Raw genomic sequence first — 21,697 nt, 5'->3', positions numbered from 1 at the left:
GACGCTAGTGGTCCCGGGAGGAAGGGAAAGGGCGACGGCTCGCCCAGCGCAACTGGCACACCATGCCCCGCAGCAGGGCCACCTCCGGGGCACTGACCTGGCTGCGTTGCAGCAGGGCCCGCAGCTTGGCCATCCGCGCGTGGGCCGTGTGGGGCAGCAGGAAGCCCACCTCCAGCAGCAGGTCCTCCGCATCGGTGAGCATGGCTTCGAGCTGCCCCCGCAGACAGGGGGCCGGCACCGCGGCCGGCGGGGAGGCCCGGTGCTCCCCGTGCTCGAGACGGTGCAGGTCGTGCAGCACCACCGCCACCGCGTGGGAGAGGTTCAGGGAGCCATGGGGCGTGGGGGTCGGCACCTGGAGCAGGCGGCCCGCCTGCAGCAGCTCGTCGTTGCTGAGGCCCCGGTCCTCGCGGCCGAACACCAGAGCCGCCGGCACGGTCGGATCGCCGGCCAGCAGCCAGGTCAGGGCCTCGTCGGGGCCATGCAGGGGGAGGGGCTCCCCTTCCGGCCGGCCGCTGGTGGCCACCACCCGGCCGCAGTCGGCCAGGGCATCGGCCAGGGTGGCAAACACCTGGGCTTCCTGAAGCAGGGGCAGACCTTTCACCGCCATCCGCCGGGCCTCCTCGCCCAGGTGGTCACAGCGGGGCGCCACCAGCCGCGGAGCTTCGAGGCCGAAATTGCGGCAGAGCCTGGCCACGCTGCCCACGTTGAGGGGGCCCGCCGGCTCGACCAGCACCAGCTTCGGCCTCAAGGCAGGCTGTGCAGGAAGGCCAGCAGATCGGCCATGGCCTGAGGCTCGGGCTGGAAACTCGGCATGGGCGGGGTGCGACCGCTCACCACCTGCCGGATCAGCTGGCGATCACTCTTGCGTCGATCGACGCCGTGCAGGTTGGGACCCACCAACCCCTGGGCGGCCAGCCCGTGGCAGCCGGCGCAGTTGAGGCGGAACAGGCGTCCGCCATCGGCCGCCGATCCGGTGAGCTCGAGGGTCTGGCGGGTGTAAGGGTCGCTGTGGGCCGCCGGCAGCACCACCAGCACCAGCAGGATGCAGGCCACCGCCGCCACGGAGGCCAGCGCCGCAACCAGCCCGCGGCGGCGGGTGGGGTCCGGAACGCCCAGGGGCGTCTGTTGGGCGGGGGGGCTGGGGGGCGGACTGATCACGTTGATGGGGATGGACTCGCGTAGCAGGCGGTGGTCGTGGAAGAATTGTGCATCGCTCGAAGCGCCAGCCATTCCATGATTGAACCCCTCCTCTGCGGCATCGTGCTGGGACTGATCCCGATCACCCTGGTGGGTCTGTTCGTGGCGGCCTGGAATCAGTACCGCCGCGGCAGTGCCCTCGGGGGCTGATCCATCAGGGTTTGTTCCCTGTGGGAAGGCGTGATTCACAAAGCATCACCAGCGTAGTGCCGCCGTAGCGCCGCCTGTCCCGCCGCTCCCAGCCCGGAGGGTCGTCCGGAACGGCCTCGGAGCCGCATTCCCAGACCATGGTCCCTCCGGGGGCCAGCCAGCGGCCTCTGGCCACAGCGGCCGCGATCGGCGCATGCAGTCCGGCGGCGTAGGGAGGATCCACGTAGATGAGGTCGAAGCCCTCCTCAACCTCTGCGCCGCGTGGGGCGTCGAGCCAGCGAAGCACCTCATCGCAGGCCACATGCACCCGGGAGATGGCGCTGCAGGATGCCGGAGGCCGACCGGCGAGCACCGCCTCGAGATTGGCTCTGGCCACCGCCGCGATGCGGCGATCCCGCTCCACCGCCACCACGGCCGCCGCTCCCCGCTGCAGGGCCTCGCAGGCCATGGCACCGCTGCCGCTGCAGAGATCGAGCCAGCGACAGCCCGGGATCTCCCTGGCCAGCAGATTCATGGTGGCCAGGCGCACCCTGGAGGCGGTGGGCCTGGCCGTGGCGCCGGGGGGGCTCTGCAGGCGCCGGCCGCCGCTCACCCGCAGCGTCATGGGCGGGCCACCCAGCCGAGCCAGCGGCGCAGCATGGCCTCGCCCGCCGGCCCCGATTTCTCGGGGTGGAACTGGCAGGCGGCGATGGTGTCCTGCCAGACCGCCGCTGTGACCGTGGTGCCGGCGTACTCGACCAGGGCCGTGGTGGCATCCGGAACGGCCGGCTGCGCCGCGAAGGAGTGGACGAAGTAGACCCAGGCTTCGGGGGTTGAGGCCGGCAGCAGCGGACTGGGGGTGGCAGGAATCAGGGGGGCCCAGCCCATGTGGGGCAGGGGGTGGCCTGTCACCCGGGGCAGGGTCTTCACCTGCCCGGACAGCACCCCCAGCCCCTCGACACGTCCCTCGTCGCTCGACTCGAACAGCAGCTGAAGGCCGAGGCAGATGCCGAGCAGCGGGCGTCCGTCAGCGCAGGAGCGCCGCAGGGCGGCGTCCAGACCACTCGCCCTCAGCCGCTCCATGGCGGGATCGAAGGCGCCTACACCAGGCAGCACCAGGGCCTCACAGTGATCCAGGTCCGCCGGTCCGTGCACGGTCTCCAGGTCGGCGCCGAGACGGGCGAAGCTGCGCTGCACCGAGTGCAGGTTGCCCATGCCGTAGTCGATCAGGCCAATGGGGCTCATGGCTCCGCCCCGGTGGGGACCCGCTCCGCCGGGTGCTCGAGGGCCGCCGAGGCCGGCAGCTCGAGGCCGTTGAGGTGGTCGATGAACTGGTAAAGCCGCCCGACGCGCCGCTTGTCGAAACGCAGCCGCAGACTGGGCCTGAGCAGGCCGTTGTCGTCGACCCCCTCGCCGCTCTGGATGGCGCCCTCCTCCAGCAGGTCGGCGAAGGTGTGGTTCAGCTCCGGCAGCAGGGCGCGCGGCACCTCGGCGTTCAGCAGCAGTTCGATGCGGTCCTCGCCCAGCTGGGCGCTGTGGAACACGCGGTAGAAGCGGCAGATGTGGTCGACCGCCTCCTCGGCGCAGGAGGATTCCACCAACAGGTCCACATCTTCCGGCGAGATGAGTTCCCGGACGGCGAGCTCCTGATGCACGTTGCGCCGCCAGTTGCTCCAGAAATCGTCGCCCTCAGGGGAGAGCAACACCAGGGGAATCGGTGGTGTGCGACCCGTCTGGATCAGGGTGAGGCATTCGAACAGTTCATCCAGGGTGCCGAATCCCCCCGGCATCACCACCAGCGCATCGCTCTCCATCAGGAAGAACAGCTTGCGGGTGAAGAAGTAGCGGAAGTACAGCAACCGGTTGTCGCTGGCACTCACGTAGGGGTTGGGATGCTGCTCGAAGGGCAGATCCACGTTCAGGCCGATGCTGTGCTCGCGGCCGGCGCCGCTGTTGGCGGCTTCCATGACGCCACCGCCAGCGCCGGTCATCACCTCGAAGCCCTCTTTGACCGCCAGATGGGCCACCTCTTCGGCCAGGCGGTAGCAGGGGTCGTTCCGGCGGGTTCTGGCCGAACCGAAGACGCTGATCTTGCGCGAGCTGCGCCGGGGACGGAACACCTCCAGGGCCTCGCTGATGTCGGCAAGGCAGCCGGTGATCAGCCGCCATTCCTGTTCGTCCTTCTCCTGGCGGGCCACCTGGAGCAGGGAAACAACGGCACGCTCGATCTGGCGACGCTGGGGGTGCCCATGGAGCTCCTCGGCCAGGGCCTGGAGGGGACTTCTGCCGGCCGACGGGGGCGGAGGTGCTTGGAGAGGCTTCAGAGGTACTTGGAGATGGTGCCGGAGAGGGTGTTCTTGGGAACGGCACCCACGACGGTGTCGACCTTCTGGCCGCCCTTGAACAGCATCAGGGTGGGAATGCTGCGGATGCCGTACTGGCTGGCGACGTTGGGATTCTCGTCGGTGTTGAGCTTGTAGACGCGGATCTTGCCTTCGAATTCCTTGGCGATCTCATCGACGATCGGGGCCACCATCCGGCAGGGCCCACACCAGGGGGCCCAGAAATCGACCAGCACGGGCACATCACTCTTGAGCACGTCTTGCTCAAAGGAGGCGTCGGTGACGGCAGCGGCGCTGGACATTCCTTGCTGACTCGGGTTGGGGCGAATCTAGCAACCGGGTTCCTCCGCCCTCCCCGGGCTCGGGGCCAGCGTTGCAGGCCGTAGCGCAAGCGTCCTCGCGCGGGCGGTGGAACAGGAGAAGACAAAAAGCCCGGGCACGCCGGGCCGGGTGGTGTGAGGAGTGTGCGAGCCGTAGCCCCCACGTCATGAGGTTAGCTCCCATCTCGCCCTGAGGCGGGGGCGTCCAGAAGTGGGACGCGTTACTTGCCCATGCCCAGCTGCTGGGCCTTCTGGTACACCTTGCCCTCGGTGAGCAGCGAGGGCGCCACCACCACCTCCACCTGGCGCATCTCCTTCAGGGTGCGGGCCCCCAGGGTGCCCATGGAGGTGCGGATGCAGCCCAGCAGGTTCTGGGTGCCGTCGTCGAGGCCGGCGGGGCCCCGCAGGATCTTCTCGAGGCTGCCGGTGGTGCCCACCTTGATGCGGGTGCCCCGGGGCAGGACCGGGCTGGGGGTGGCCATGCCCCAGTGGAAGCCGCGGCCCGGCGCTTCGGCCGCCCGGGCGATCGGCGAGCCGATCATCACGGCGTCGGCCCCGCAGGCCAGGCATTTGCAGATGTCGCCGCCGGTGACGATGCCGCCATCGGCCACCACAGGCACGTAGCGGCCGCTCTCCTTCTCGAAGTCATCCCGGGCGGCGGCGCAGTCGGCCACGGCGGTGGCCTGGGGGATGCCCACGCCGAGCACCCCGCGGGAGGTGCAGGCGGCACCGGGACCGATGCCCACCATCACGCCGGCGGCTCCAGCCCGCATCAGTTGCAGGGTGACGTCGTAGGTGACGCAGTTGCCGATCACCACAGGCACCCCCAGGTCGCGGCAGAGGGCCGCCAGGTCAAGGGTCTGGCGGCCTTCGGGGCCGATGTGCTCCGTGGAGACCACCGTGGCCTGCACGAAGAACAGGTCGGCGCCCGATTCAGCCACCGCTGTCCCGAAGCGCAGTGCCGCCGCCGGGGTGGCGCTCACCGCCGCGATGCCCCCGCCCGCCTTGATCTCGGCGATCCGCTGCCGTACCAGATCTTCCCGCACAGGCTGGCTGTAGAGATCCTGCATCAGGCCCACGAACTCCTCGCGGCCCACCGAGGCGATCCGCTCCAGGATCGGTTCGGGGTCGTCGTAGCGGCACTGGACACCTTCCAGATTCAGCACGCCCAGGGCTCCCAGCCGGGTGAGCTCGATGCACATGCCCACGTCCACCACGCCGTCCATGGCGCTGGCGATGATCGGGATCTCCCGTTCGATGCCCCCCAGGCTCCAGCTGCTGTCGGTCACTTCCGGATCGACGGTGCGGCCACCGGGCACCAGAGCGATTTCATCGATGCCATAGGCGCGGCGGACGATCCGGGAGCGACCGAGCTGAATGTTCACCGTTGCAGGGACACAGTGGCCACAAACTATCAACCGGTCCGCGAACGCCCCCTGGCGCCATCCCAGCGGCGAGGGGTCAGTCCTTGCCGCGGAAATCCTTCCAGCGACGGCTCCAGTCGGCGAAGACCTCTTCCCGGTCGCTTTTCCGCACCAGTCGGGTGAGGGAGAAGCGGGTCACGGCGATCAGGCCCGCCAGCTCCAGCAGGCCGCCCACCAGGGGCAGGCTGTCCAGGGTGCCGATCAGGGCGGCGTAGACCCGCAGCAGCAGCACGACGCCGATGAGGATCGCCAGACCCTTGAGCGGGCCGCGGAAGCGTTGCCACTGGGCCTGGAGCTCACCGCTGCCGAACCAGTCCCGCAGCTTCTCCAGGAGCAGCTCGAACTCCCCTCCGCCCTCCGCGGGCGGAGCGCTTGCATCCTCCAGGGCGGGCACGTCCAGGGTGGCGGCGAAGCCGGGCTCCGGGCTCGCAACCGGGCTGGGTTCCGGCTCGCTGACCGGCTCACTGAAGGGCTCCGGGGCGGAGGGCTGCCCTTCGCTGCCCGGCTCAGCCAAGGTCTCGGCCACGGGCTCGGGTGGCGCCGGGATGGCCCCTTCCGGGCTTGTCGGCGTGGGCTGCGGGGACGTCCCGATCTCCTCGTGCTCTGGGCCTGAGGGGGGCTCGGGGCTGAAGAAGGGGGTCTCGGCCATGGCTGGCGCGGGGCGGCTCTCGCCGGAGCTTACGGCCGTTTTCCTGAACCGCTGCCGATGCCCGCGGGCTCGTCAGCTGTCGAGAGGAATCAGCCCGGTGCGTCCGGAGAGGGGCCGGAGCGGCAGGCGCAGGGGAAAGCGATCCTCCTCGAGCCAGGTGATCAGCTCCTGGCCGATGGCTTCGGCCAGCCGCGGACTGTGGGCCGGCGCGGCGCTCACACGGTGGCCCTCCACCCGGATCGCACCGGATTTGAGGCGGGCGTAGCTGACGGATCCGAAGCGGGGCCGGATGCGGCGCGGAATCGCCACATCCAGCACCGGGGCCTCCAGATCCCCATCGCCGCAGGCGGCCTGTGCGGCGACACCGGCGTTGATCAGGGGGATCGGCGCCGCCACCCCGACCAGCAGGGCAGCGCCATGGCCCTCGAAGAAGCAGGGCCGCAGCCATTCGGGGCGCAGGCCATGCAGATCGACGCTCACGGCCGCCACCGCCCCAGGGCTGAGGGCATGGCCGCCGGCGGAACGGGGCACTCCGGGCTGGTGACCACTGCCGCTGCCGATCACCCAGCCGATGCTCCCCCCCACCAGCAGCGGCGATCCGGGACCCAGCAGGCTGAGCCCCGGCATGGTCAGGCCGATGCTGCCGGCACCGCCGCAACCGTAGAGGGCATTGCCGAAGGGCCCCAGCACCGGCCCCCAGGGGCTGCGCAACACGCCCTCGCCGCTGCTGACGGCGACCACCCCGTTCTCCGTGATCGCCCGGTGCAGCACCAGGCGGCCGGAGCCGATCCGCTCCAGATCCAGCCGGGCCTGCAGGTCCCGCCGGGGCTGCAGGGCGGTGACCTCCCCGGTGGCGGCCAGGGCCAGCGGCTCCCCCCTGAGCAGGCGGTCGAGCAGCTGGGCGCCCCCCTGCCGCTGGGCCTCCCCGAGCCCCCCCCCGATGGGCAGCACCAGATCACCGCCGCCGCTGCTCTGGGCTCCCATGCCCTCCAGCTGGGCCTCGCGGAAGCGGATCGGCGGATCGCTGGGGCCGATGCTGAGGTGCAGGCTGCCCTGGTCGGTGAACTCGGCGTCGGCCGCCACCACCACGTCGGTGGCGGCGTAGGCCTCGGCCAGTCCCGCCTCAGCCACCAGACGACGGAAGTCGGCGGCGGCCCGCACCCGCAGCTGACCTTTGCGCTGACGCTGACGCAGGGCTGATTCGCTCCGGGCCGGCAGGGTCATCGATAGAGTGGGGTGTGCCTCATACGGTCTTGCATGGCGGATCCAACCGGACCCGGTGAATCCGACGGACGGATCATCCAGACCGACCTGCGCAATGAGATGTCGCGCTCCTATCTGGAGTATGCGATGAGCGTGATCGTGGGCCGGGCCCTGCCCGACGCCCGCGACGGCCTCAAGCCGGTGCACCGGCGCATCCTCTACGCCATGTACGAGCTCGGTCTCACCAGCGACCGGCCCTACCGGAAATGCGCCCGCGTGGTGGGCGAGGTGCTCGGCAAGTACCACCCCCACGGGGACACGGCCGTGTACGACGCCCTGGTGCGCATGGCCCAGGACTTCTCCATGCGGATGCCCCTGATCGACGGGCACGGCAACTTCGGCTCGGTCGACAACGATCCGCCGGCCGCCATGCGGTACACGGAATCGCGGCTGCAGGCCCTCACCACCGACAGCCTGCTGGAGGACATCGAAGCCGAGACCGTCGACTACATCGACAACTTCGACGGCTCCCAGCAGGAGCCCACCGTGATGCCGGCGCGGGTGCCGCACCTGCTGCTCAACGGCTCCTCCGGCATCGCCGTGGGAATGGCCACCAACATTCCGCCCCACAACCTCACGGAGCTGATCGACGGCCTGCTGGCCCTGATCGACGATCCGGAGATCGAAGATCGGGCCCTGATGGCGATCATCCCCGGCCCCGACTTCCCCACCGGCGGCCAGATCCTCGGCCGCCGCGGCATCCGCGAGACCTACACCACCGGTCGCGGCTCGATCACCATGCGGGGTGTCGCCTCGATCGAGACGGTGGAGGCGAAGGGCCGCCCCGACCGGGACGCGGTGATCATCACCGAGCTCCCTTACCAGACCAACAAGGCCTCCCTGATCGAGCGGATCGCCGAACTGGTCAACGACAAGAAGCTCGAAGGCATCGCCGACATCCGCGACGAAAGCGATCGCGACGGCATGCGCATCGTGATCGAGCTGCGCCGTGATGCCTACCCCCAGGTGGTGCTCAACAACCTGTTCAAGCTGACGCCGCTCCAGAACAACTTCAGTGCCTACATGCTGGCCCTGGTCAAGGGGGAGCCGGTGCTGCTCACCGTCGGCAGGATGCTGCGGGTCTTCCTCGACTTCCGCATCGAGACGATCGAGCGGCGCACCCGCTACTTCCTGCGCAAGGCCCAGGAGCGCGACCACATCCTGCAGGGCCTGCTGCTCGCCCTCGACCAGCTCGACCCGATCATCGCCCTGATCCGGGCAGCTCCCGACACCGCCACCGCCCGTGCCCAGCTCCAGGAGCGCCACGGCCTCAGCGAGATCCAGTCCGACGCCATCCTGCAGATGCAGCTGCGGCGGCTCACGGCGCTGGAGGCCGACAAGATCCGCCTCGAGCATGAGGATCTGGTCGCCAAGATCGCCGACTACAAGGACATCCTCGGCCGCCGCGAACGGGTGCTGGCGCTGATCCAGGAGGAGCTGCATGTGCTGCGCAGCCGCTACGACTCCCCCCGCCGCACAGAGATCCTCGACCTGGAGGGCGGCCTTGAGGACATCGACCTGATCGCCAACGAGCGCTCGGTGGTGCTGCTCACCGAGAACGGCTACCTCAAGCGGATGCCAGTGAGCGAGTTCGAGGCCACCAGCCGCGGCACCCGCGGCAAGGCTGGCACCCGCAGCCAGGGGGAGGAGGCGGTGAAGCTCTTCATCAGCTGCAACGACCACGACGCCCTGCTGCTGTTCAGCGATCGGGGGGTGGTGTATTCGATCCCCGCCTACCGGGTGCCGATCTGCAGCCGCTCCGCCAAGGGCACGCCGATCGTGCAGCTGCTGCCCATTCCCCGGGAGGAGGCGATCACCTCCCTGCTGGCGGTCAGTGCCTTCGACGACGATGTGCAGCTGGTGATGCTCACCAGCGGGGGCTACATCAAGCGCACCCGGCTGTCGGCCTTCAGCAACATCCGCTCCAACGGCCTGATCGCCATTTCTCTCGAGGAGGGCGATGACCTGCGCTGGGTGCGACTGGCCCTGCCGGGTGACAGCGTGCTGATCGGCTCCCTCAAGGGCATGACGATCCACTTCCGTCTCAGCGACGAGGAACTCCGCCCCCTGGGCCGCACGGCCCGGGGCGTGCGGGCCATGAACCTGCGTCCCGGGGATGAGCTGGTGAGCATGGACGTGCTGACGGCGGAACTGGCGGACCGTGTCGCCAGCACGGCTGACGCTGCCGTCGGTGATGAGGAGGAGGGCGATGAGGTGGCCCCCAGCGAGGGGCCCTGGGTGCTGGTGGCCAGTGCCAGCGGCCTGGGCAAGCGGGTGCCGGTCGACCAGTTCCGCCTCCAGCGCCGGGCCGGCATGGGCCTGCGGGCGATCAAGTTCCGCCGCGACGGCGACGTGCTGGTGGGGCTCAAGGTGCTCGGCGCCGGCGAGGAGCTGCTGCTGGTGAGCGAGCGGGGCGTGATCGTGCGGATGCAGGCCGATGCCATCCCCCAGCAGTCCCGCGCCGCCACCGGGGTGCGGTTGCAGAAGCTGGATGCCGGCGACCGTCTCACCGAGGTGGTGCTGGTGCCGCCGGCCGCTGAGGAGGATGACGCGGTGGAGGGCATGGTGGCAGCGATCGAGCTGGAGGAGGCCACCCCCGAACCCCCCGACGGGGAGCTTTCCGACGGCCCGGCCGGCACGGCACCGGACGCCTGACCATGCCCCCCTGCGCCGACGTGCTGGTGGTGGGCGCCGGGCCCGCAGCCCTCTGCCTGGCCGGAGCCCTGGCCCGCCGTGGACTGAGGGTGGAGGCCCTGGCCGAGCGGGAGCCGGACCATCCCTGGACGAACACCTACGGGATCTGGGGCCAGGAAGTCGATGCCTGTGGGATGTCCCATCTGCTGGCCCACCGCTGGAGCGACACGGTCAGCTGGTTCGGCCCCGAGCCCACGCCCCACGGCCAGGACTACGGCCTGTTCGACAGGAGCCGTCTCCAGGCCCACTGGCTGGCGGAGGCGGAGCGGGCGGGACTGGGCTGGCATCGCGGCCGGGCGGTCACCATCGACCATGACGACACCGGTTCGCGGGTCGGCACCGCCACCGGTGATGCCCTGCGTGCCCGGCTGGTGATCGATGCCAGCGGCCATGAGCCTGTGTTCGTGCGCCGCCCCGACGACGGGCCGGTGGCGGGCCAGGCGGCCTACGGCATCGTGGGCCGTTTCAGTGCCGCGCCGGTGGCGCCGGGTCGGTTCGTGCTGATGGACTACCGCAGCGATCACCTCAGCGAGGCGGAGCGGCGCCAGCCCCCCACCTTCCTCTACGCCATGGACCTGGGGGATGGGCTTCATTTTGTCGAGGAGACGTCCCTGGCCCTGGCTCCGGCCGTGCCCTTCGCCGTGCTGAAGGATCGTTTGCGGCGGCGCCTGGCCCACCGGGGCGTGCGGGTGGAGGAGATCCACGAGCAGGAGCACTGCCTGTTTCCCATGAATCCGGCCCTGCCGGATCGCCGCCAGCGGGTGGTGGGCTTCGGTGGCGCCGCCAGCATGGTGCACCCTGCCTCGGGCTACATGGTGGGCTCCCTGCTGCGCAGGGCCCCGGGCCTGGCCGAAGCCATCGCCGCCGCCTGCACCGCCGCTCCAGCACCAGGTGTGCTCCCCGGTCCTGCCCTCTCCCGGGCGGCCTGGGACGCCCTGTGGCCCGGGGCGATGCGCCGCAAGCACGCCCTCTACCGTTTCGGGCTGGAGAAGCTGATGCGCTTTGACGAGCACCAGCTGCAGCACTTCTTCGCCACCTTCTTCCGTCTGCCGCCGGAGCAGTGGCAGGGTTTTCTCACCAACACCCTCACCGTGCCCGAGCTGGTGCGTGCCATGGCGGTGCTGTTCGCCCAGGCCCCCGGCGACGTGCGCTGGGGACTGATGGAACCCCGCGACCGGGAACTCGGCCTGCTGGGCAAGGTGCTGGCCCCCGACGCCGCCGGCCTCAGGGCGTCTGCAGCCTGAGCACCTCCGCGCTCTCACGCCGGATCCGGCGGCAGAGGTCGGGGTCATGGCGGATCGACAGGCCATAGGAGGGAAGGATGCCCTGCAGCGTCCGCTCCCAGCCGTCAGGCAGCTTCCCGCGGAAGCAGGAGCGCAGGATCTCGAGGGCGATCGCCACGGCGGCGGACGCCCCGGGGGACGCCCCCAGCAGGGCCACCAGGGAGGTGTCGGCCGCATGGACCACCTCGGTGCCGAACTGCAACACCCCACCCCTGCGGCGGTCGGTCTTGATGATCTGCACCCGCTGGCCGGCCACCGCCAGCTCCCAGTCCGAGGGGCGGGCATTCGGGTAGAACTCCTGCAGAGCGCTGAAGCGCTGGTCGGACCTGGCGAACACCTGGCCGATCAGGTACTCGGTCAGCGGCCGATTGTCGCGGGCCACCGCCAGCAGGGGCAGCAGATTGCCCGCCCGCAGGGATCGGGGCCAGTCGAAGAGGGAGCCGCTCTTGAGGAACCTGCTGGAGAACCCCGCATAGGGACCGAACAGGATCCAGCGTCTGCCCTCCACCAGGCGGGTGTCGAGGTGGGGCACCGACATCGGCGGCGAGCCGGCGGCGGCCATGCCGTAGACCTTGGCGTGGTGGCGGCCGCAGAGGCCGGGATCGCTGCAGCGCAGCCAGAGGCCGCTCACGGGAAAGCCGCCGTAACCCCGCGCCTCGGGAATTCCGGCCTTTTGCAGCAGGGAGAGGGCACCACCCCCGGCGCCGAGGAACACGGTGGCGGCCTCCGCCAGGTGCAGTTCCCCCGTCTTCATATCCCGCAGTTCGAGGCGCCAGCCGCCATCGGGGCAGCGTTTCAGACCGCTCACCGCAATGCCGAACCGCGCCGCGAAACCTGGCCCGGCGCGCAGGTGTGCCAGCAGCTGGCTGGTGAGGGCGCCGAAGTTCACGTCAGTGCCGCCGGCATAGCGGGTGGCACTGACGGTCGCCGCCGGATCGCGCCCCTCGATCAGCAGCGGCGCCCACTCGGCCACCCGGGCCCGGTCCTCGCTGTAGCTGATGCCGTCGTAACACGGATGGGCGCCCATCTGCCGATGGCGTTCCCGCAGGTAGGCCCGCCGCTCCTCCCCCAGCACGAAGCTCATGTGGGGGACGGCATGGATGAAACTCTCGGGGGCGCCGAGGGCCCCTTGCCGCACCAGATGGGTCCAGAACTGGCGAGAGAGATCGAAGGCCTCGTTGACGTCCAGGGCCTTGGCGAGACTGATCGAGCCGTCCGCCGCCATCGGTGTGTAATTCAGCTCGCAGTTGCCCGCGTGGCCCGTGCCGGCGTTGTTCCAGGCACTGGAGCTTTCCTGGGCTTCGCTGGAGAGGCTCTCGACCAGCAGCACCCGCAGGCCTGGCTGCAGCTGCTTGAGCAGGGTGCCCAGGGTGGCGCTCATGATTCCTGCCCCCACCAGGATCACATCGACGGTGGTCAGCGTCACGGGGGGGGCAGGGGGGCGGTGCGGAAGGGCACCACCACCGTCTCGGCCAGGGTGACGTAGAGGCGACGCCAGGGCTCGGGTCCGACCATCCGCCAGGCGTGGCCGCTGCCGCTGGTGTCCTCGGCCAGCAGCACGATCCCGGGGGTCAGCAGGAAGGTGCTCTCGTTCCGGAGGCGGAATTCGAGGCTGCCGCTGAGGGTGATCACGAAGCGACGGGTGGGGGCGGTGTGCCACCCGTAGCTGCCGCCGCTGGCGGTTTCACTGAAGGAGACCTCCCCCGTCGCCAGCGCCGCGCTGATCAGATCACCCGGTTTCCCCGGCGCGAGCTCCACGAAGCCGCGCTCGAACGCCGAGAGCTGGTGCGCGTCGGTCCAGAGCCGGATGCACTCGATCATGGTCGGCGAATCGGCAAGGCCGGCGACAGGTGCGCGGACATTGGCCGGGGGCCTGGCACAGCGGAAGTGGCGACACGGTATCCGATGACGACGGGGTGCTGGCACCATGGACCCTGTTGCGCGGGCGCCAACCGGTGCCAACCGGTGATGGATGCTTCCAGGACCGCCCCCGACCCGACCGGTCCCGCCGATGGAGCACCGGGCTGCCGCGAGGAGCTGCTCGGTTGGCTGCGCCCCGGGGCCCCCCGGCCCGGCCGGGACGACGACGCCCGGATCCGAGGCCTGATCGAGCGTCTGGAGCATCTGCAACCGGCCGACCTGACGCTCCAGCCTTCGGCGCTGGCAGGGGTCTGGGAGCTGCGCTGGAGCAGCAGCTCCCTGCCCTACCTGGCCACCCAGCCCTGGCTGGAGAACCTGCAGATGCTGGATCCCCCGGCCGGCCGCGCCATGAACCTGCTGCGGCTGGCCGGTCCCCTGGGCCCCCTGGCGGGCATCGGTGTGCAGGCTGAAATTGCCATCGCGCCTGAGCCGCCCCACCAGCGCGTCACGGTGCGCTTCGAGCGGGGTGGCTGGCTGGGGCCCCGGATCGGGGAACGGCGCCTGCAACTGTTCCGGGATGTCAGGCAGAACTTCCCCGCCTGGCTCGATGTCACCGTGCTCGACGACGACCTGAGGGTGAGCCGGGGCAATGCCGGCACCCTCTTCGCCCTGCTGCGGCGTCCGGACCTGGACCTCGCCGCCCTGCTGCCGTGAGGGGGCAGGCGTCCCGGGAGGGGAAGGGCTGGCGCCGTCGCGACGTGCTCGCCCTTCCCGGGCTGGCGATCGGGGCCTGGGCCGGCCATGCGCTCGGACGGGGGATGGGACCCGCTGCCCCCGTGGGAGGGCCCCCCGTCGGCCCTGCCGGCCTGGCGGCCCCGCCCCGGGGCGACGTGCGGCTGGTGGCGATCAGCGACCTCAATTCCGCCTATGGCTCCACCAGCTATCTGTCCCAGGTGACCCGAGGGATCACTCTGATCCCAGGCTGGCAGCCGGATCTGGTGCTCTGCGGCGGCGACATGATCGCCGGCCAGAAGCGGGGCCTGGGCCGCGAGCGGCTCCAGGCCATGTGGGCCGGCTTCGATACCCGGATCCTCCAGCCCCTGCGGCGGGCCGGTCTGCCTGTGGTGGTCACCATGGGCAACCACGATGCCTCCGGCAGCAGGGCCCGGGGGCAGTACGCCTTTCCCCTCGACCGGGAAGAGGCACGTCGGTTCTGGCAGGCCCGGAGGGACCGGCTGGGGCTCAGGCTCCTGGATGCCACGGCCTTTCCCTTCGCCTACAGCCTGCGCCAGAACGACCTGTTCCTGCTGGTCTGGGATGCTTCGTCGGCCACGGTTCCGGCAGAACAGGTGGCCTGGGCGGAGCGGGCTCTGGCCAGCCCCGAGGCTCGCTCGGCCCGGGAGCGGTTCGTGCTGGGTCACCTCCCCCTCTATCCCGTCGGCCGGGGCCGGGAGGGGGGCGGCAACGTGCTGGTGCAGGCCGATCGGCTGCGGCAGCTGATGGAACGCCACAACGTCCGCGCTTACATCAGCGGCCACCACCATGCCTATTTCCCCGGCCGGGTGGGCTCCCTCGATCTGATCGCCCTGGGAGCCCTGGGCAGCGGGCCACGCACCTGGCTCGGACAGACCGCCGCCCCTCTGCAGACCCTCACGGTGATCGATCTCTTCGATGGCGCCCCGGCGCCGGTGCTGACCACCTACGACATGAACAGCCTGCGTCCGATCCCCCTGACCGCCCTGCCGCCGCGGATCGTCAGCCCCTCCGGCGTGGTCGTGGCCCGTCAGGGGGGCTGAGGCGCCGGTTGCTCACCATTCCCCGTTGTCGTCCTGTGTCGATTCGGGCGGCCAGGCCAGATGGACCACCACCGGAACATGGTCGCTGGGCTGCTGATTGCCCCGCACCGCCTTGTGGATCACGCAGCCCGTGGCGCAGGCCAGCAGCTGCTCGCAGAGATAGATGTGGTCGATGCGCCAGCCCCGGTCCCTGTCCCAGGCACCGGTGCGGTAGTCCCACCAGCTCCAGTGACCGCTCTCCGGCTCGAAGACCCGGAACACATCGCTCAGCCGCCCGTCGAGAGCGGCCCTGAGGGCCTGCCGTTCCGGATCGCTGGCCATGATGCCGCCGCTCAGCCGTTCAGGGTCGTGGATGTCGCGGGACTCCAGGGCGATGTTGAAGTCCCCCACCATGGCCAGGGGGTCCCCCTCCCTTTCCTGGGCCTCCAGATAGCGCCGCAGACAGGCCAGCCAGTGCAGCTTGTAGGCGTATTTCTCCGACGCCAGGGCCGAGCCGTTCGGCACGTAGAGGTTCAGCACCCGGACCCCGTCGATCGAGGCGCTGATCACCCGTTTCTGCTCCCCCAGCTCGGTGGCTCCCGGCTCGTCCCTCAGCAGGGCGGCGAAGCCCACCCTCACGTCATCGATCGGCAGCCGGCTGAGAATGGCCACGCCGTTGTAGGCCTTCTGGCCGCTGATCGCCGCCCGGTAGCCCAGGGCTTCGAAGGCGGCGTGGGGAAACAGCTCGTCGGCCACCTTGGTTTCCTGAAGACAGAGCACGTCGGGATCCTCCGCTTTCAGCCAGGAGCTCACCTGATCGAGCCGGGTGCGGATCGAGTTCACGTTCCAGGTGGCGATCCGCATGGCGAAGGCAGCAGGCCGGGCGACCGGCAAGGGGCCCTTATCATGAAGGCCACAGTTGTTCGAACCTTCGCCGGCTGGAGTCATGGTCCGTCTGCCTTCCCTGCGCGCCTGGGGCGCGGTCTTCGGTTCCCTCCCGGTCGCGGCCCTTCCTGTCGCTGCCCTGGTTCTGCTGCCGGCCCCTGAAGCCCGTGCCCAGGAGGCCGGCTACGGCCAGACCCTGGGCACCAGCCCCATGGAGCGCCAGCTGTACGACTACGGGCCGGGGACTTCGGGTTCCAGCGGAGGCTCGATCCTCGACAGCACCAATCCGCTGGATCTGCTGAACAAGCTGAAGCGCAACACGGCCCTTGACGACGCCACCCCGCCCAGTTCCGCGGTGGACCAGGCCCTCAGGGAGTTCGACGCTCAGGTGACGACACCGGCCCCGGCGGGGTCTTCGGGTCAGCTGAAGGGGATCTGAGCGGTTCGAGCCCCCAGCTGGCCGCCAGCTTGTCGAGCCTCGGATCGGGCTTGTCCGGGTTGGGGGTCCGCAGCCGTGCCTGGGCCAGGGCTTCCTGGGCCCCCTTGCTGTCCCCCTGATCGTGGCGCAGCAGGGCCAGACCCAGCAGGGGACGCTGGTCCTGGGGAAAGAGGGTGGCGAGCTGCAGGTAGGTGGCGGCCGCCGTGGCCGCCTGGTTGCGCTTCAGCTGCAGTTCGGCCAGCAGCAGGCCGATGCCCAGAGCTTCGGGCCTCACCTCGGGTTTGGTGGCCATGGCATAGGCCGCCTTGACGCGGGCTTCGGCAGCGGCCCCTCGCCCCTGCTCCAGGTTCAGCAGACTCATCAGTTGCAGGGCTTCCACCTGGGTGGGCCGCAGGTTGAGGATCTGGCGCAGTTCCCGTTCGGCGCCGCTGCGGTCGTCCTGATCGCGACGCAGTTCGGCGAGCATCAGTCGCAGCGACCACCGCTCCGGCTCCCGGTCAGCCATGGGCTCCAGCAGCGTGATCGCCTCGGCCTTGCGGTCGAGAGCCACCAACAGCTCCAGCAGGCGCTGGCGGTCGGCGGGTCCTGCCTCGTCGGCATCCACCCGCAGCCGCAGCCGGGTGACCTCCTTGGTGAGCAGGGTCCGCTTGGGGTCGGCGCTGGCCTGGGTGGCCGACTGGCGTTGTCCCAGCCACCAGCCACCCCCCAGGGCCAGGACCGCGACGACGATGGTCGCCAGCAGCGCCCGGAGGCCGGGAAGGCTTCGGTTCGAACTGGGCATCCGCTGGCGCAGGGGGCGCGGGGTCGGGTCCGAGTCTGGCCTGGGCATCGCGCTTCCGCTGCTGCTTACATTGACCCGGACCCGTCCTTGCATCGCCCCCGGTTTTCAGTTCCACCATGCGCCAGCATCCCATCTCCCCGGTCACCGAGCCGATGCAGTACCGGGCCATCGGAGTGGTGCGTGGCTGCTACGTTCCCGCCGACCCCGACCAGCTCACCCGCGGGGTGATCCGCACCTCCGAAGGCACCGAGATCGAGGCGGTGGTGCTGGGCCGCCTGCTCACGCTCATGCGTCGCCATCTCGATCTGGAGATGCCGCATCTGTGGGTGGTCTATCCCCGCTCCCGTGAGGAGAACCAGCTCCATCTGCAGATGGTGGGGGTGTGGGAGCCCAGCACCCTGGCGCCACCGGCTGCCACGGAGGCCGAGGGCGCCGACAGCGCGCTCGACACCGATCCCGACGCCGCCGCCGATCAGCTGCCCGAGGGCGACGACTACTTCTCGATCCGGGGCGAGCTGATCTTCACCCGCCCCGAAACGGGAGATCTGGTGATCAAGGTGCGGCAGCAGCCCCGCCCCGATGGCAACCGGCCCGTTCCCTTCAAGCTTCAGCTGCGGGGCGAGATTCCCCTGGAGCACCTGCGCCATTTCGTCGCCCTCGACCTGCGGCGCCAGGGTCAGCAGCTCGCGGTGGAGCGTTTCGACGTCATCGGACCGGTGGCCGCCCGCGGCAACCGCGGCGGCAAGGCCCGCCGCCCCGTTGGGGACCGGGGCGGCCCGGCCAAGCCGAAGGGCCATGGCCGGGCGGTGACCCGCCAGGGGCGCTGAGGTGACAGGCGGCGCCCTCACGGCAGGGATTGCGGTGCTGCTGGTCAGCCTCGCTGCCCTGGTGGGTCCGCTGGTGGGTCTCTCGCCCTGGTGGATCACCCTGCTGGTGGCCCTGGGCCTGGGCTCCCTCACCCTCGATGCGGCCCGCTTCGGCGGCCGGGGTGGCCATCTGCTGGCCGAAGCCCTGCCCGGAGGTCGGCTGCGTCTGCGCCGCATCGCCATCCATGAGGCGGGTCATGCCCTGGCGGCGGCCATCGACGGGCTTTCGGTGCGACGGGTGCTTGTGGGCACACTGGCCTGCCTTCAGGCCGGTGTGGAGAGCGGCGGCTGCACCGAGTTCGCCCTGCCCGAGAGTGTGCGGCTGCCTGCCGAGGATCTGCGGCGCTGGAGCCGGGTTCTGCAGGCCGGCATGGTGGCCGAGTCCCTGATCTACGGCGAGAGCGTTGGTGGCGATGACGACCGGGCCCTGCTAGGGCGGCTCTGGGGCCTGTCCGGTTTTGATGCCGAAACGGCTCGTATGGAGCAGCGTCGGGCCCGCCGTGAGGTGGAGCAGGCCCTGCGGTCCCGCCGGGCGGAGATCGAGGCCGAGGCCGAACGGCTGCTGACGACGGCCCCCAGGCTGGGGCGTCGCCCACCGGCATGACCCTGGCCCTGCTGGACTGCCCCACCGGCCTGGCGGGCAACATGCTGCTGGCGTCCCTGCTCGACCTGGGTCTCCCGGCGGAAGCGATCCATGGGCCCCTGGCTGCCCTGGGGCTGGAGGGTCGCTACGAGCTGCAGATCGAGGAGCGGCGCAGCGCCGGGATGCGTGGACTGCATCTGGCGGTGGACGTCCTGGAGCGGCAACCGGTCCATCGCCCCTGGGGCGAGCTGCGTCAGCGCATCCTCGCCGCCCCCCTGGCGGCGGGGCTTCAGGAGAAGGTGCTGGCGGTGTTCACCCTGCTGGCGGAGGCCGAGGCCGCCGTCCACGGCCACCCCGCCGAGGTCGTGGAATTCCATGAGGTGGGGGCGATCGACGCCCTGGTGGACATCGTGGGGGTCTGCGCGGGGCTGATCCATTTCGGCGTCGACCAGCTGGTCTGCGGGGTGCCGCCCGCAGGCCATGGCTGCGTGGCCACCGCCCACGGGCCCCTGCCCCTGCCTGCCCCGGCGGTGCTGGAGATCGCCCGCTCGAGGAGCATGCCGCTGGCCTCAAGCCAGGGGTTCCCTGCCGGTGAGCTGACCACGCCCACCGGGATCGCTCTGATCGCCTGCTGGGCCGATCGCTTCGGCCCGCCTCCCGCAGCCCTGCCGCTGCAGGTGGGCGTGGGCCTGGGTACCCGCCGGCTCGACAGGGCCAACCTGCTGCGCCTCACCCTGGCCCGCCCTATAGAGGAGGTGGCCGTCCCCTCCGACGCCGCTGGGGGCTGCGACGACCATGGGGAGAACTGGGAGACCGTTCTGCAGCAACAGGCCCAGATCGACGATGCCACCCCCGAGGATCTGGCCTTCCTGGCCGAGGCCCTTCGCCAGGCAGGGGCCCTGGAGGTGTTCGGGCAGCCCGTGGCCATGAAGAAGGGGCGTCCGGGCACCCTGCTGACGGCGTTGATGGTCCCGCAACTGGGGCCGGAGCTGCGCCGGGTGTGGTGGCTCCACGGCACCACCCTGGGGGTGCGGGAGCAGCTGCAGCGGCGCTGGATCCTGCCGCGCCGCACCGCCTCCCTCGCCACAGCCCTGGGCCCGGTGCGGATCAAGTGGGCCACGCTCCCTGACGGCCGTCGGCGGGCCAAGGCGGAACATGGGGATCTGGCGGAGCTGGCCCGCCGCCACGGGCGCTCCCTGGCGGATGTGCGCGCCGTGGTTCAGCGTGCCCTCGACACCGCCCTCGACGCTGCGGAGGGGGACCGATGAGCCCATGGTCCCGCCCGGGGTGGCTTCGCCTTGATGGTCTGGCCGCGACCTGCCGCAAGGCCCTGGGGGGGCTGAAGCTGCCCTCCGGCCGGAGGCTTCCAGCCCTGCCGGGCGGCCTCAGGCCCTGGATCACCCTGGGCAGCATCGGCTTCGTGCTCGCGGCCCTGTTCAGCCATGGCCAACAGATGGTGCAGCTGCGGCTGGATGGCCAGGGCTGGCTGTGGCTGCTGCTGGGGGTGGGCGTGAGCCTGCTGAGCCTGGTGATGAACGGCCTGGCCTGGGGGGTGGTGCTGCGCTGGCTGGGCCTGCGGCCCCGCTGGTCGGCGGTGGTGGAACTGCACCTGGCCACCAATCTGCGCAAGTTCCTGCCCGGTGGCATCTGGCATCTGGCTTCCCGGGTGCAGCGGCTGCGCAGCGAGGGAGCGCCCCTGGGCGCCCCCACCGGCACCACCCTGGCCCTGTTGGCGGTGCTGCTGGATCCCCTGCTGGCGGCGGTGGCGGCCCTGGCCCTGGTGGTCCTGGGGGGCTGGCAGAGCGGACTCGGCCTGGTCTGCCTGCTGCCCCTGGCTCTGCTGCTTCCCCGCTGTCTCGACCCTCTGCTGTGCCGCCTTGAGCGGCGCCGGGCCAGGGATCTGGGCCTGGAGGAGGACCTGACTCAGGAGGCGGCCGCCGTGCAGACCACCTGGCTGCGGGGCTACCCCTGGCCCCCCCTGCTGGCCCAGCTGGTCTTCGTGCTGCTGCGTTTCGCCGGCTTCTTCTGCTGCATCCGCGCCTTTGATCTGCAGCTGAGCATGGAGGCCCCTGCCTGGCTTTCGGGCTTCGCCCTGGCCTGGACCGCCGGGCTCGTGGTGCCCGGCGCGCCCGGCGGACTGGGGGTGTTTGAGGCGGTGCTGCTGCTGCGGCTGGGGACGGCCCTGCCGGAAGCGCCCCTGCTGGCCGTGGCCCTGAGCTATCGACTGATCGTCACCCTCACCGACCTGCTGGCGGCCTCCCTGGTGGCCCTGGACGGCACGGTGGCCAGGGCCCTGGCCAGGCAGGACCGGAGCGTCCGGGAGACGCCAGGCAACTCTTCTCAATAGGGTCTAGTGTTGCGAAGAACTGGCATGCCGTGGTGAACACTCCCCCCACTGGTCTGGCCCAGCCCAGCAGCCTGCGCACCACCCTCAACGACCGGGGCCAGCGACTCACCCCCCAGCGCCAGCGGGTGCTGGATCTGTTCGAGCGCATCGGCGAGGGCAGCCACCTGAGCGCCGAGGAGGTCCATCTGCGCCTCGTGCGCAGCCAGGAGCGGGTGTCTCTGGCCACCGTCTACCGCACCCTGCGGCTGCTGAGTTCGATGGGACTGCTGCAGGAGCTGGAGCTTCCGGAGGGGGGGCGCCGGTTCGAGCTGGCCGGCGACGCCCACCGCGACCACCACCATCTGCTCTGCGTCCGCTGTGGCCGCACCGAGGAGTTCGAGAGCGGCGCCGTTCTGGCCGCCGGTCAGGAGGCCGCCGGCACCTTCGGGTTCCGGTTGCTGGAGTGCGTGCTCAACGTGCGGGCCCTCTGTCCGTCCTGCGCCGCTGAGGAGCGGGGCTGAACGGGGTCCGGGGGCTGGTCTGGGGCAGGTTCAGCTGCTGATCGGCCCAGTGGGCCGCCAGGGCGGCCAGCAGGCTGGTGCGGTCGCCGCGGATGCGGAGCATGGGGGTGATGGCGAGGTCCTGTCCCCAGGCTGGTTCCCGCCGGCGGAGGGCCAGCAGCCGATGGCACCACGGCGGGCATGGCAGGAGACGCCCGGGGGTGATGGATCGGCCCTCGCCGCCGCCGGGCACGCCGGCCCAGGGAATGGCCATGCCAGGCCCGCCCTTCGCAACCACCAGCTGCTATTGAGAATCGCTTGCAAAAGGGGCGGTGGGGCGTTTAGGTTGAGAGCCATTCGCAATAAGGCCGCTCTTCGCCC

The 21,697-nt window shown here is 70.7% G+C and carries 25 protein-coding genes; 11 read left to right on the top strand and 14 right to left on the bottom strand.

Features of this window, described 5'->3' with window-relative positions; translation table 11 throughout:
* Positions 1-4: 4 nt before the first annotated feature.
* Both KUG41_RS13770 and KUG41_RS13765 read right to left on the bottom strand, forming a co-directional pair.
* A complete protein-coding gene (locus tag KUG41_RS13770; RefSeq protein ID WP_216904784.1) occupies positions 5-748 on the bottom strand; it encodes an RNA methyltransferase in 744 nt (247 codons plus the stop codon).
* The gene (locus KUG41_RS13765) at positions 745-1,155 is read right to left on the bottom strand and encodes a c-type cytochrome (protein WP_371734157.1); all 411 of its coding nucleotides are present in this window, start codon (positions 1,153-1,155) and stop codon (positions 745-747) included. Before KUG41_RS13765 ends, KUG41_RS13770 begins: the two co-directional genes overlap by 4 nt.
* Positions 1,156-1,233: 78 nt before the next feature.
* Here KUG41_RS13765 and petG point away from each other — a divergent pair, with 78 nt between their 5' ends.
* Positions 1,234-1,347 (top strand): cytochrome b6-f complex subunit V, encoded by a 114-nt coding sequence (petG, locus tag KUG41_RS13760; RefSeq protein WP_006170345.1) that lies wholly within the window; start codon positions 1,234-1,236, stop codon positions 1,345-1,347.
* Between the two features lie 4 nt (positions 1,348-1,351).
* Here the strand turns inward: petG and rsmD are convergent, their stop codons facing one another.
* From rsmD to KUG41_RS13725, 7 genes are all read right to left on the bottom strand, one after another.
* Positions 1,352-1,951: a 16S rRNA (guanine(966)-N(2))-methyltransferase RsmD gene (gene rsmD / locus KUG41_RS13755; RefSeq protein WP_216904782.1), complete on the bottom strand. Its 600-nt coding sequence runs from the start codon at positions 1,949-1,951 to the stop codon at positions 1,352-1,354.
* Positions 1,948-2,571, bottom strand: coding sequence for an imidazole glycerol phosphate synthase subunit HisH (gene hisH, locus KUG41_RS13750; protein WP_216904781.1), 624 nt, complete (start codon positions 2,569-2,571; stop codon positions 1,948-1,950). Before hisH ends, rsmD begins: the two co-directional genes overlap by 4 nt.
* Positions 2,568-3,524, bottom strand: coding sequence for a TIGR00730 family Rossman fold protein (locus KUG41_RS13745; RefSeq protein WP_371734153.1), 957 nt, complete (start codon positions 3,522-3,524; stop codon positions 2,568-2,570). The genes hisH and KUG41_RS13745 overlap by 4 nt, the downstream gene beginning before the upstream one ends.
* Positions 3,525-3,646: 122 nt before the next feature.
* Positions 3,647-3,970 carry a thioredoxin gene (gene trxA / locus KUG41_RS13740; protein WP_216904780.1) on the bottom strand — a complete coding sequence of 108 codons (324 nt, stop codon included), beginning with the start codon at positions 3,968-3,970 and terminating at the stop codon, positions 3,647-3,649.
* 239 nt (positions 3,971-4,209) lie between these two features.
* On the bottom strand, positions 4,210-5,373 hold the full coding sequence (locus KUG41_RS13735) for a GuaB3 family IMP dehydrogenase-related protein (protein ID WP_216904779.1): 1,164 nt from the start codon (positions 5,371-5,373) through the stop codon (positions 4,210-4,212).
* Positions 5,374-5,449: 76 nt separating this feature from the next.
* Entirely contained in the window at positions 5,450-6,061 is a 612-nt protein-coding gene (locus KUG41_RS13730) for a CAAD domain-containing protein (protein WP_216904778.1), read from the bottom strand.
* 72 nt (positions 6,062-6,133) lie between these two features.
* Positions 6,134-7,285 (bottom strand): homocysteine biosynthesis protein, encoded by a 1,152-nt coding sequence (locus KUG41_RS13725; protein WP_216904777.1) that lies wholly within the window; start codon positions 7,283-7,285, stop codon positions 6,134-6,136.
* Between the two features lie 33 nt (positions 7,286-7,318).
* Here KUG41_RS13725 and gyrA point away from each other — a divergent pair, with 33 nt between their 5' ends.
* Positions 7,319-9,979, top strand: a complete 2,661-nt coding sequence (gyrA, locus tag KUG41_RS13720) for a DNA gyrase subunit A (RefSeq protein ID WP_216904776.1) — start codon at positions 7,319-7,321, stop codon at positions 9,977-9,979.
* A 2-nt stretch (positions 9,980-9,981) separates the two neighbouring features.
* Complete coding sequence (crtL, locus tag KUG41_RS13715) at positions 9,982-11,262, top strand: lycopene beta cyclase (RefSeq protein ID WP_216904775.1); 1,281 nt, start codon at positions 9,982-9,984, stop codon at positions 11,260-11,262.
* Here the strand turns inward: crtL and mqo are convergent.
* Together mqo and KUG41_RS13705 are read right to left on the bottom strand one after the other, a co-directional pair.
* Positions 11,243-12,727, bottom strand: a complete 1,485-nt coding sequence (gene mqo / locus KUG41_RS13710) for a malate dehydrogenase (quinone) (RefSeq protein ID WP_216904774.1) — start codon at positions 12,725-12,727, stop codon at positions 11,243-11,245. The genes crtL and mqo overlap by 20 nt on opposite strands.
* On the bottom strand, positions 12,724-13,122 hold the full coding sequence (locus tag KUG41_RS13705; protein ID WP_216904773.1) for a hypothetical protein: 399 nt from the start codon (positions 13,120-13,122) through the stop codon (positions 12,724-12,726). Before KUG41_RS13705 ends, mqo begins: the two co-directional genes overlap by 4 nt.
* Before the next feature lie 147 nt (positions 13,123-13,269).
* On the opposite strand from KUG41_RS13705, the gene KUG41_RS13700 reads away from it, so the two are divergent.
* Both KUG41_RS13700 and KUG41_RS13695 read left to right on the top strand, forming a co-directional pair.
* Positions 13,270-13,875: a PAP/fibrillin family protein gene (locus tag KUG41_RS13700; protein ID WP_216904772.1), complete on the top strand. Its 606-nt coding sequence runs from the start codon at positions 13,270-13,272 to the stop codon at positions 13,873-13,875.
* Entirely contained in the window at positions 13,872-14,957 is a 1,086-nt protein-coding gene (locus tag KUG41_RS13695) for a metallophosphoesterase (RefSeq protein WP_371734152.1), read from the top strand. Before KUG41_RS13700 ends, KUG41_RS13695 begins: the two co-directional genes overlap by 4 nt.
* 12 nt (positions 14,958-14,969) lie before the next feature.
* Here KUG41_RS13695 and xth read toward each other — a convergent pair whose 3' ends face one another.
* Positions 14,970-15,800: an exodeoxyribonuclease III gene (xth, locus tag KUG41_RS13690; protein ID WP_216904799.1), complete on the bottom strand. Its 831-nt coding sequence runs from the start codon at positions 15,798-15,800 to the stop codon at positions 14,970-14,972.
* Between the two features lie 82 nt (positions 15,801-15,882).
* Here xth and KUG41_RS15680 point away from each other — a divergent pair, with 82 nt between their 5' ends.
* Positions 15,883-16,260 (top strand): hypothetical protein, encoded by a 378-nt coding sequence (locus tag KUG41_RS15680; RefSeq protein ID WP_254217291.1) that lies wholly within the window; start codon positions 15,883-15,885, stop codon positions 16,258-16,260.
* Here the strand turns inward: KUG41_RS15680 and KUG41_RS13680 are convergent.
* The gene (locus tag KUG41_RS13680) at positions 16,190-17,041 is read right to left on the bottom strand and encodes a lipopolysaccharide assembly protein LapB (protein ID WP_216904771.1); all 852 of its coding nucleotides are present in this window, start codon (positions 17,039-17,041) and stop codon (positions 16,190-16,192) included. The two genes, KUG41_RS15680 and KUG41_RS13680, sit on opposite strands and share 71 nt — an antisense overlap.
* 116 nt (positions 17,042-17,157) lie before the next feature.
* Between KUG41_RS13680 and KUG41_RS13675 the strand changes: the two genes are divergently transcribed.
* Genes KUG41_RS13675 through KUG41_RS13655 form a run of 5 tightly spaced genes read left to right on the top strand, consistent with a single transcriptional unit; the run spans position 17,158 to position 21,337 of the window.
* Positions 17,158-17,868, top strand: a complete 711-nt coding sequence (locus KUG41_RS13675) for a hypothetical protein (RefSeq protein WP_216904770.1) — start codon at positions 17,158-17,160, stop codon at positions 17,866-17,868.
* A gap of 1 nt (position 17,869) precedes the next feature.
* Positions 17,870-18,511: a hypothetical protein gene (locus KUG41_RS13670; RefSeq protein ID WP_216904769.1), complete on the top strand. Its 642-nt coding sequence runs from the start codon at positions 17,870-17,872 to the stop codon at positions 18,509-18,511.
* On the top strand, positions 18,508-19,758 hold the full coding sequence (locus KUG41_RS13665) for a LarC family nickel insertion protein (RefSeq protein WP_216904768.1): 1,251 nt from the start codon (positions 18,508-18,510) through the stop codon (positions 19,756-19,758). Before KUG41_RS13670 ends, KUG41_RS13665 begins: the two co-directional genes overlap by 4 nt.
* Positions 19,755-20,837 (top strand): lysylphosphatidylglycerol synthase domain-containing protein, encoded by a 1,083-nt coding sequence (locus KUG41_RS13660; protein ID WP_216904767.1) that lies wholly within the window; start codon positions 19,755-19,757, stop codon positions 20,835-20,837. The genes KUG41_RS13665 and KUG41_RS13660 overlap by 4 nt, the downstream gene beginning before the upstream one ends.
* Positions 20,838-20,869: 32 nt before the next feature.
* Positions 20,870-21,337 (top strand): Fur family transcriptional regulator, encoded by a 468-nt coding sequence (locus KUG41_RS13655; RefSeq protein ID WP_371734156.1) that lies wholly within the window; start codon positions 20,870-20,872, stop codon positions 21,335-21,337.
* Here the strand turns inward: KUG41_RS13655 and KUG41_RS13650 are convergent.
* The gene (locus KUG41_RS13650) at positions 21,288-21,590 is read right to left on the bottom strand and encodes a hypothetical protein (protein ID WP_216904765.1); all 303 of its coding nucleotides are present in this window, start codon (positions 21,588-21,590) and stop codon (positions 21,288-21,290) included. The two genes, KUG41_RS13655 and KUG41_RS13650, sit on opposite strands and share 50 nt — an antisense overlap.
* Positions 21,591-21,697: the final 107 nt, after the last annotated feature.

The organism is Synechococcus sp. CCY 9618, assembly GCF_019038415.1.
Lineage (GTDB): Bacteria > Cyanobacteriota > Cyanobacteriia > PCC-6307 > Cyanobiaceae > Cyanobium.
Note: the sequence above shows the minus strand (reverse complement) of the source record. Positions and strands in the feature narration are given on the sequence as shown.

Coding starts and splice junctions, on each gene's coding strand:
- petG (WP_006170345.1), top strand. CDS start 1,234: ATGATTGAACCCCTCCTCTGCGGCATCGTGCTGGGACTGATCCCGATC.
- rsmD (WP_216904782.1), bottom strand. CDS start 1,951: ATGACGCTGCGGGTGAGCGGCGGCCGGCGCCTGCAGAGCCCCCCCGGC.
- hisH (WP_216904781.1), bottom strand. CDS start 2,571: ATGAGCCCCATTGGCCTGATCGACTACGGCATGGGCAACCTGCACTCG.
- trxA (WP_216904780.1), bottom strand. CDS start 3,970: ATGTCCAGCGCCGCTGCCGTCACCGACGCCTCCTTTGAGCAAGACGTG.
- KUG41_RS13730 (WP_216904778.1), bottom strand. CDS start 6,061: ATGGCCGAGACCCCCTTCTTCAGCCCCGAGCCCCCCTCAGGCCCAGAG.
- KUG41_RS13725 (WP_216904777.1), bottom strand. CDS start 7,285: ATGACCCTGCCGGCCCGGAGCGAATCAGCCCTGCGTCAGCGTCAGCGC.
- gyrA (WP_216904776.1), top strand. CDS start 7,319: ATGGCGGATCCAACCGGACCCGGTGAATCCGACGGACGGATCATCCAG.
- crtL (WP_216904775.1), top strand. CDS start 9,982: ATGCCCCCCTGCGCCGACGTGCTGGTGGTGGGCGCCGGGCCCGCAGCC.
- KUG41_RS13705 (WP_216904773.1), bottom strand. CDS start 13,122: ATGATCGAGTGCATCCGGCTCTGGACCGACGCGCACCAGCTCTCGGCG.
- KUG41_RS13700 (WP_216904772.1), top strand. CDS start 13,270: ATGGATGCTTCCAGGACCGCCCCCGACCCGACCGGTCCCGCCGATGGA.
- xth (WP_216904799.1), bottom strand. CDS start 15,800: ATGCGGATCGCCACCTGGAACGTGAACTCGATCCGCACCCGGCTCGAT.
- KUG41_RS15680 (WP_254217291.1), top strand. CDS start 15,883: ATGGTCCGTCTGCCTTCCCTGCGCGCCTGGGGCGCGGTCTTCGGTTCC.
- KUG41_RS13680 (WP_216904771.1), bottom strand. CDS start 17,041: ATGCCCAGTTCGAACCGAAGCCTTCCCGGCCTCCGGGCGCTGCTGGCG.
- KUG41_RS13675 (WP_216904770.1), top strand. CDS start 17,158: ATGCGCCAGCATCCCATCTCCCCGGTCACCGAGCCGATGCAGTACCGG.
- KUG41_RS13665 (WP_216904768.1), top strand. CDS start 18,508: ATGACCCTGGCCCTGCTGGACTGCCCCACCGGCCTGGCGGGCAACATG.
- KUG41_RS13660 (WP_216904767.1), top strand. CDS start 19,755: ATGAGCCCATGGTCCCGCCCGGGGTGGCTTCGCCTTGATGGTCTGGCC.
- KUG41_RS13650 (WP_216904765.1), bottom strand. CDS start 21,590: ATGGCCATTCCCTGGGCCGGCGTGCCCGGCGGCGGCGAGGGCCGATCC.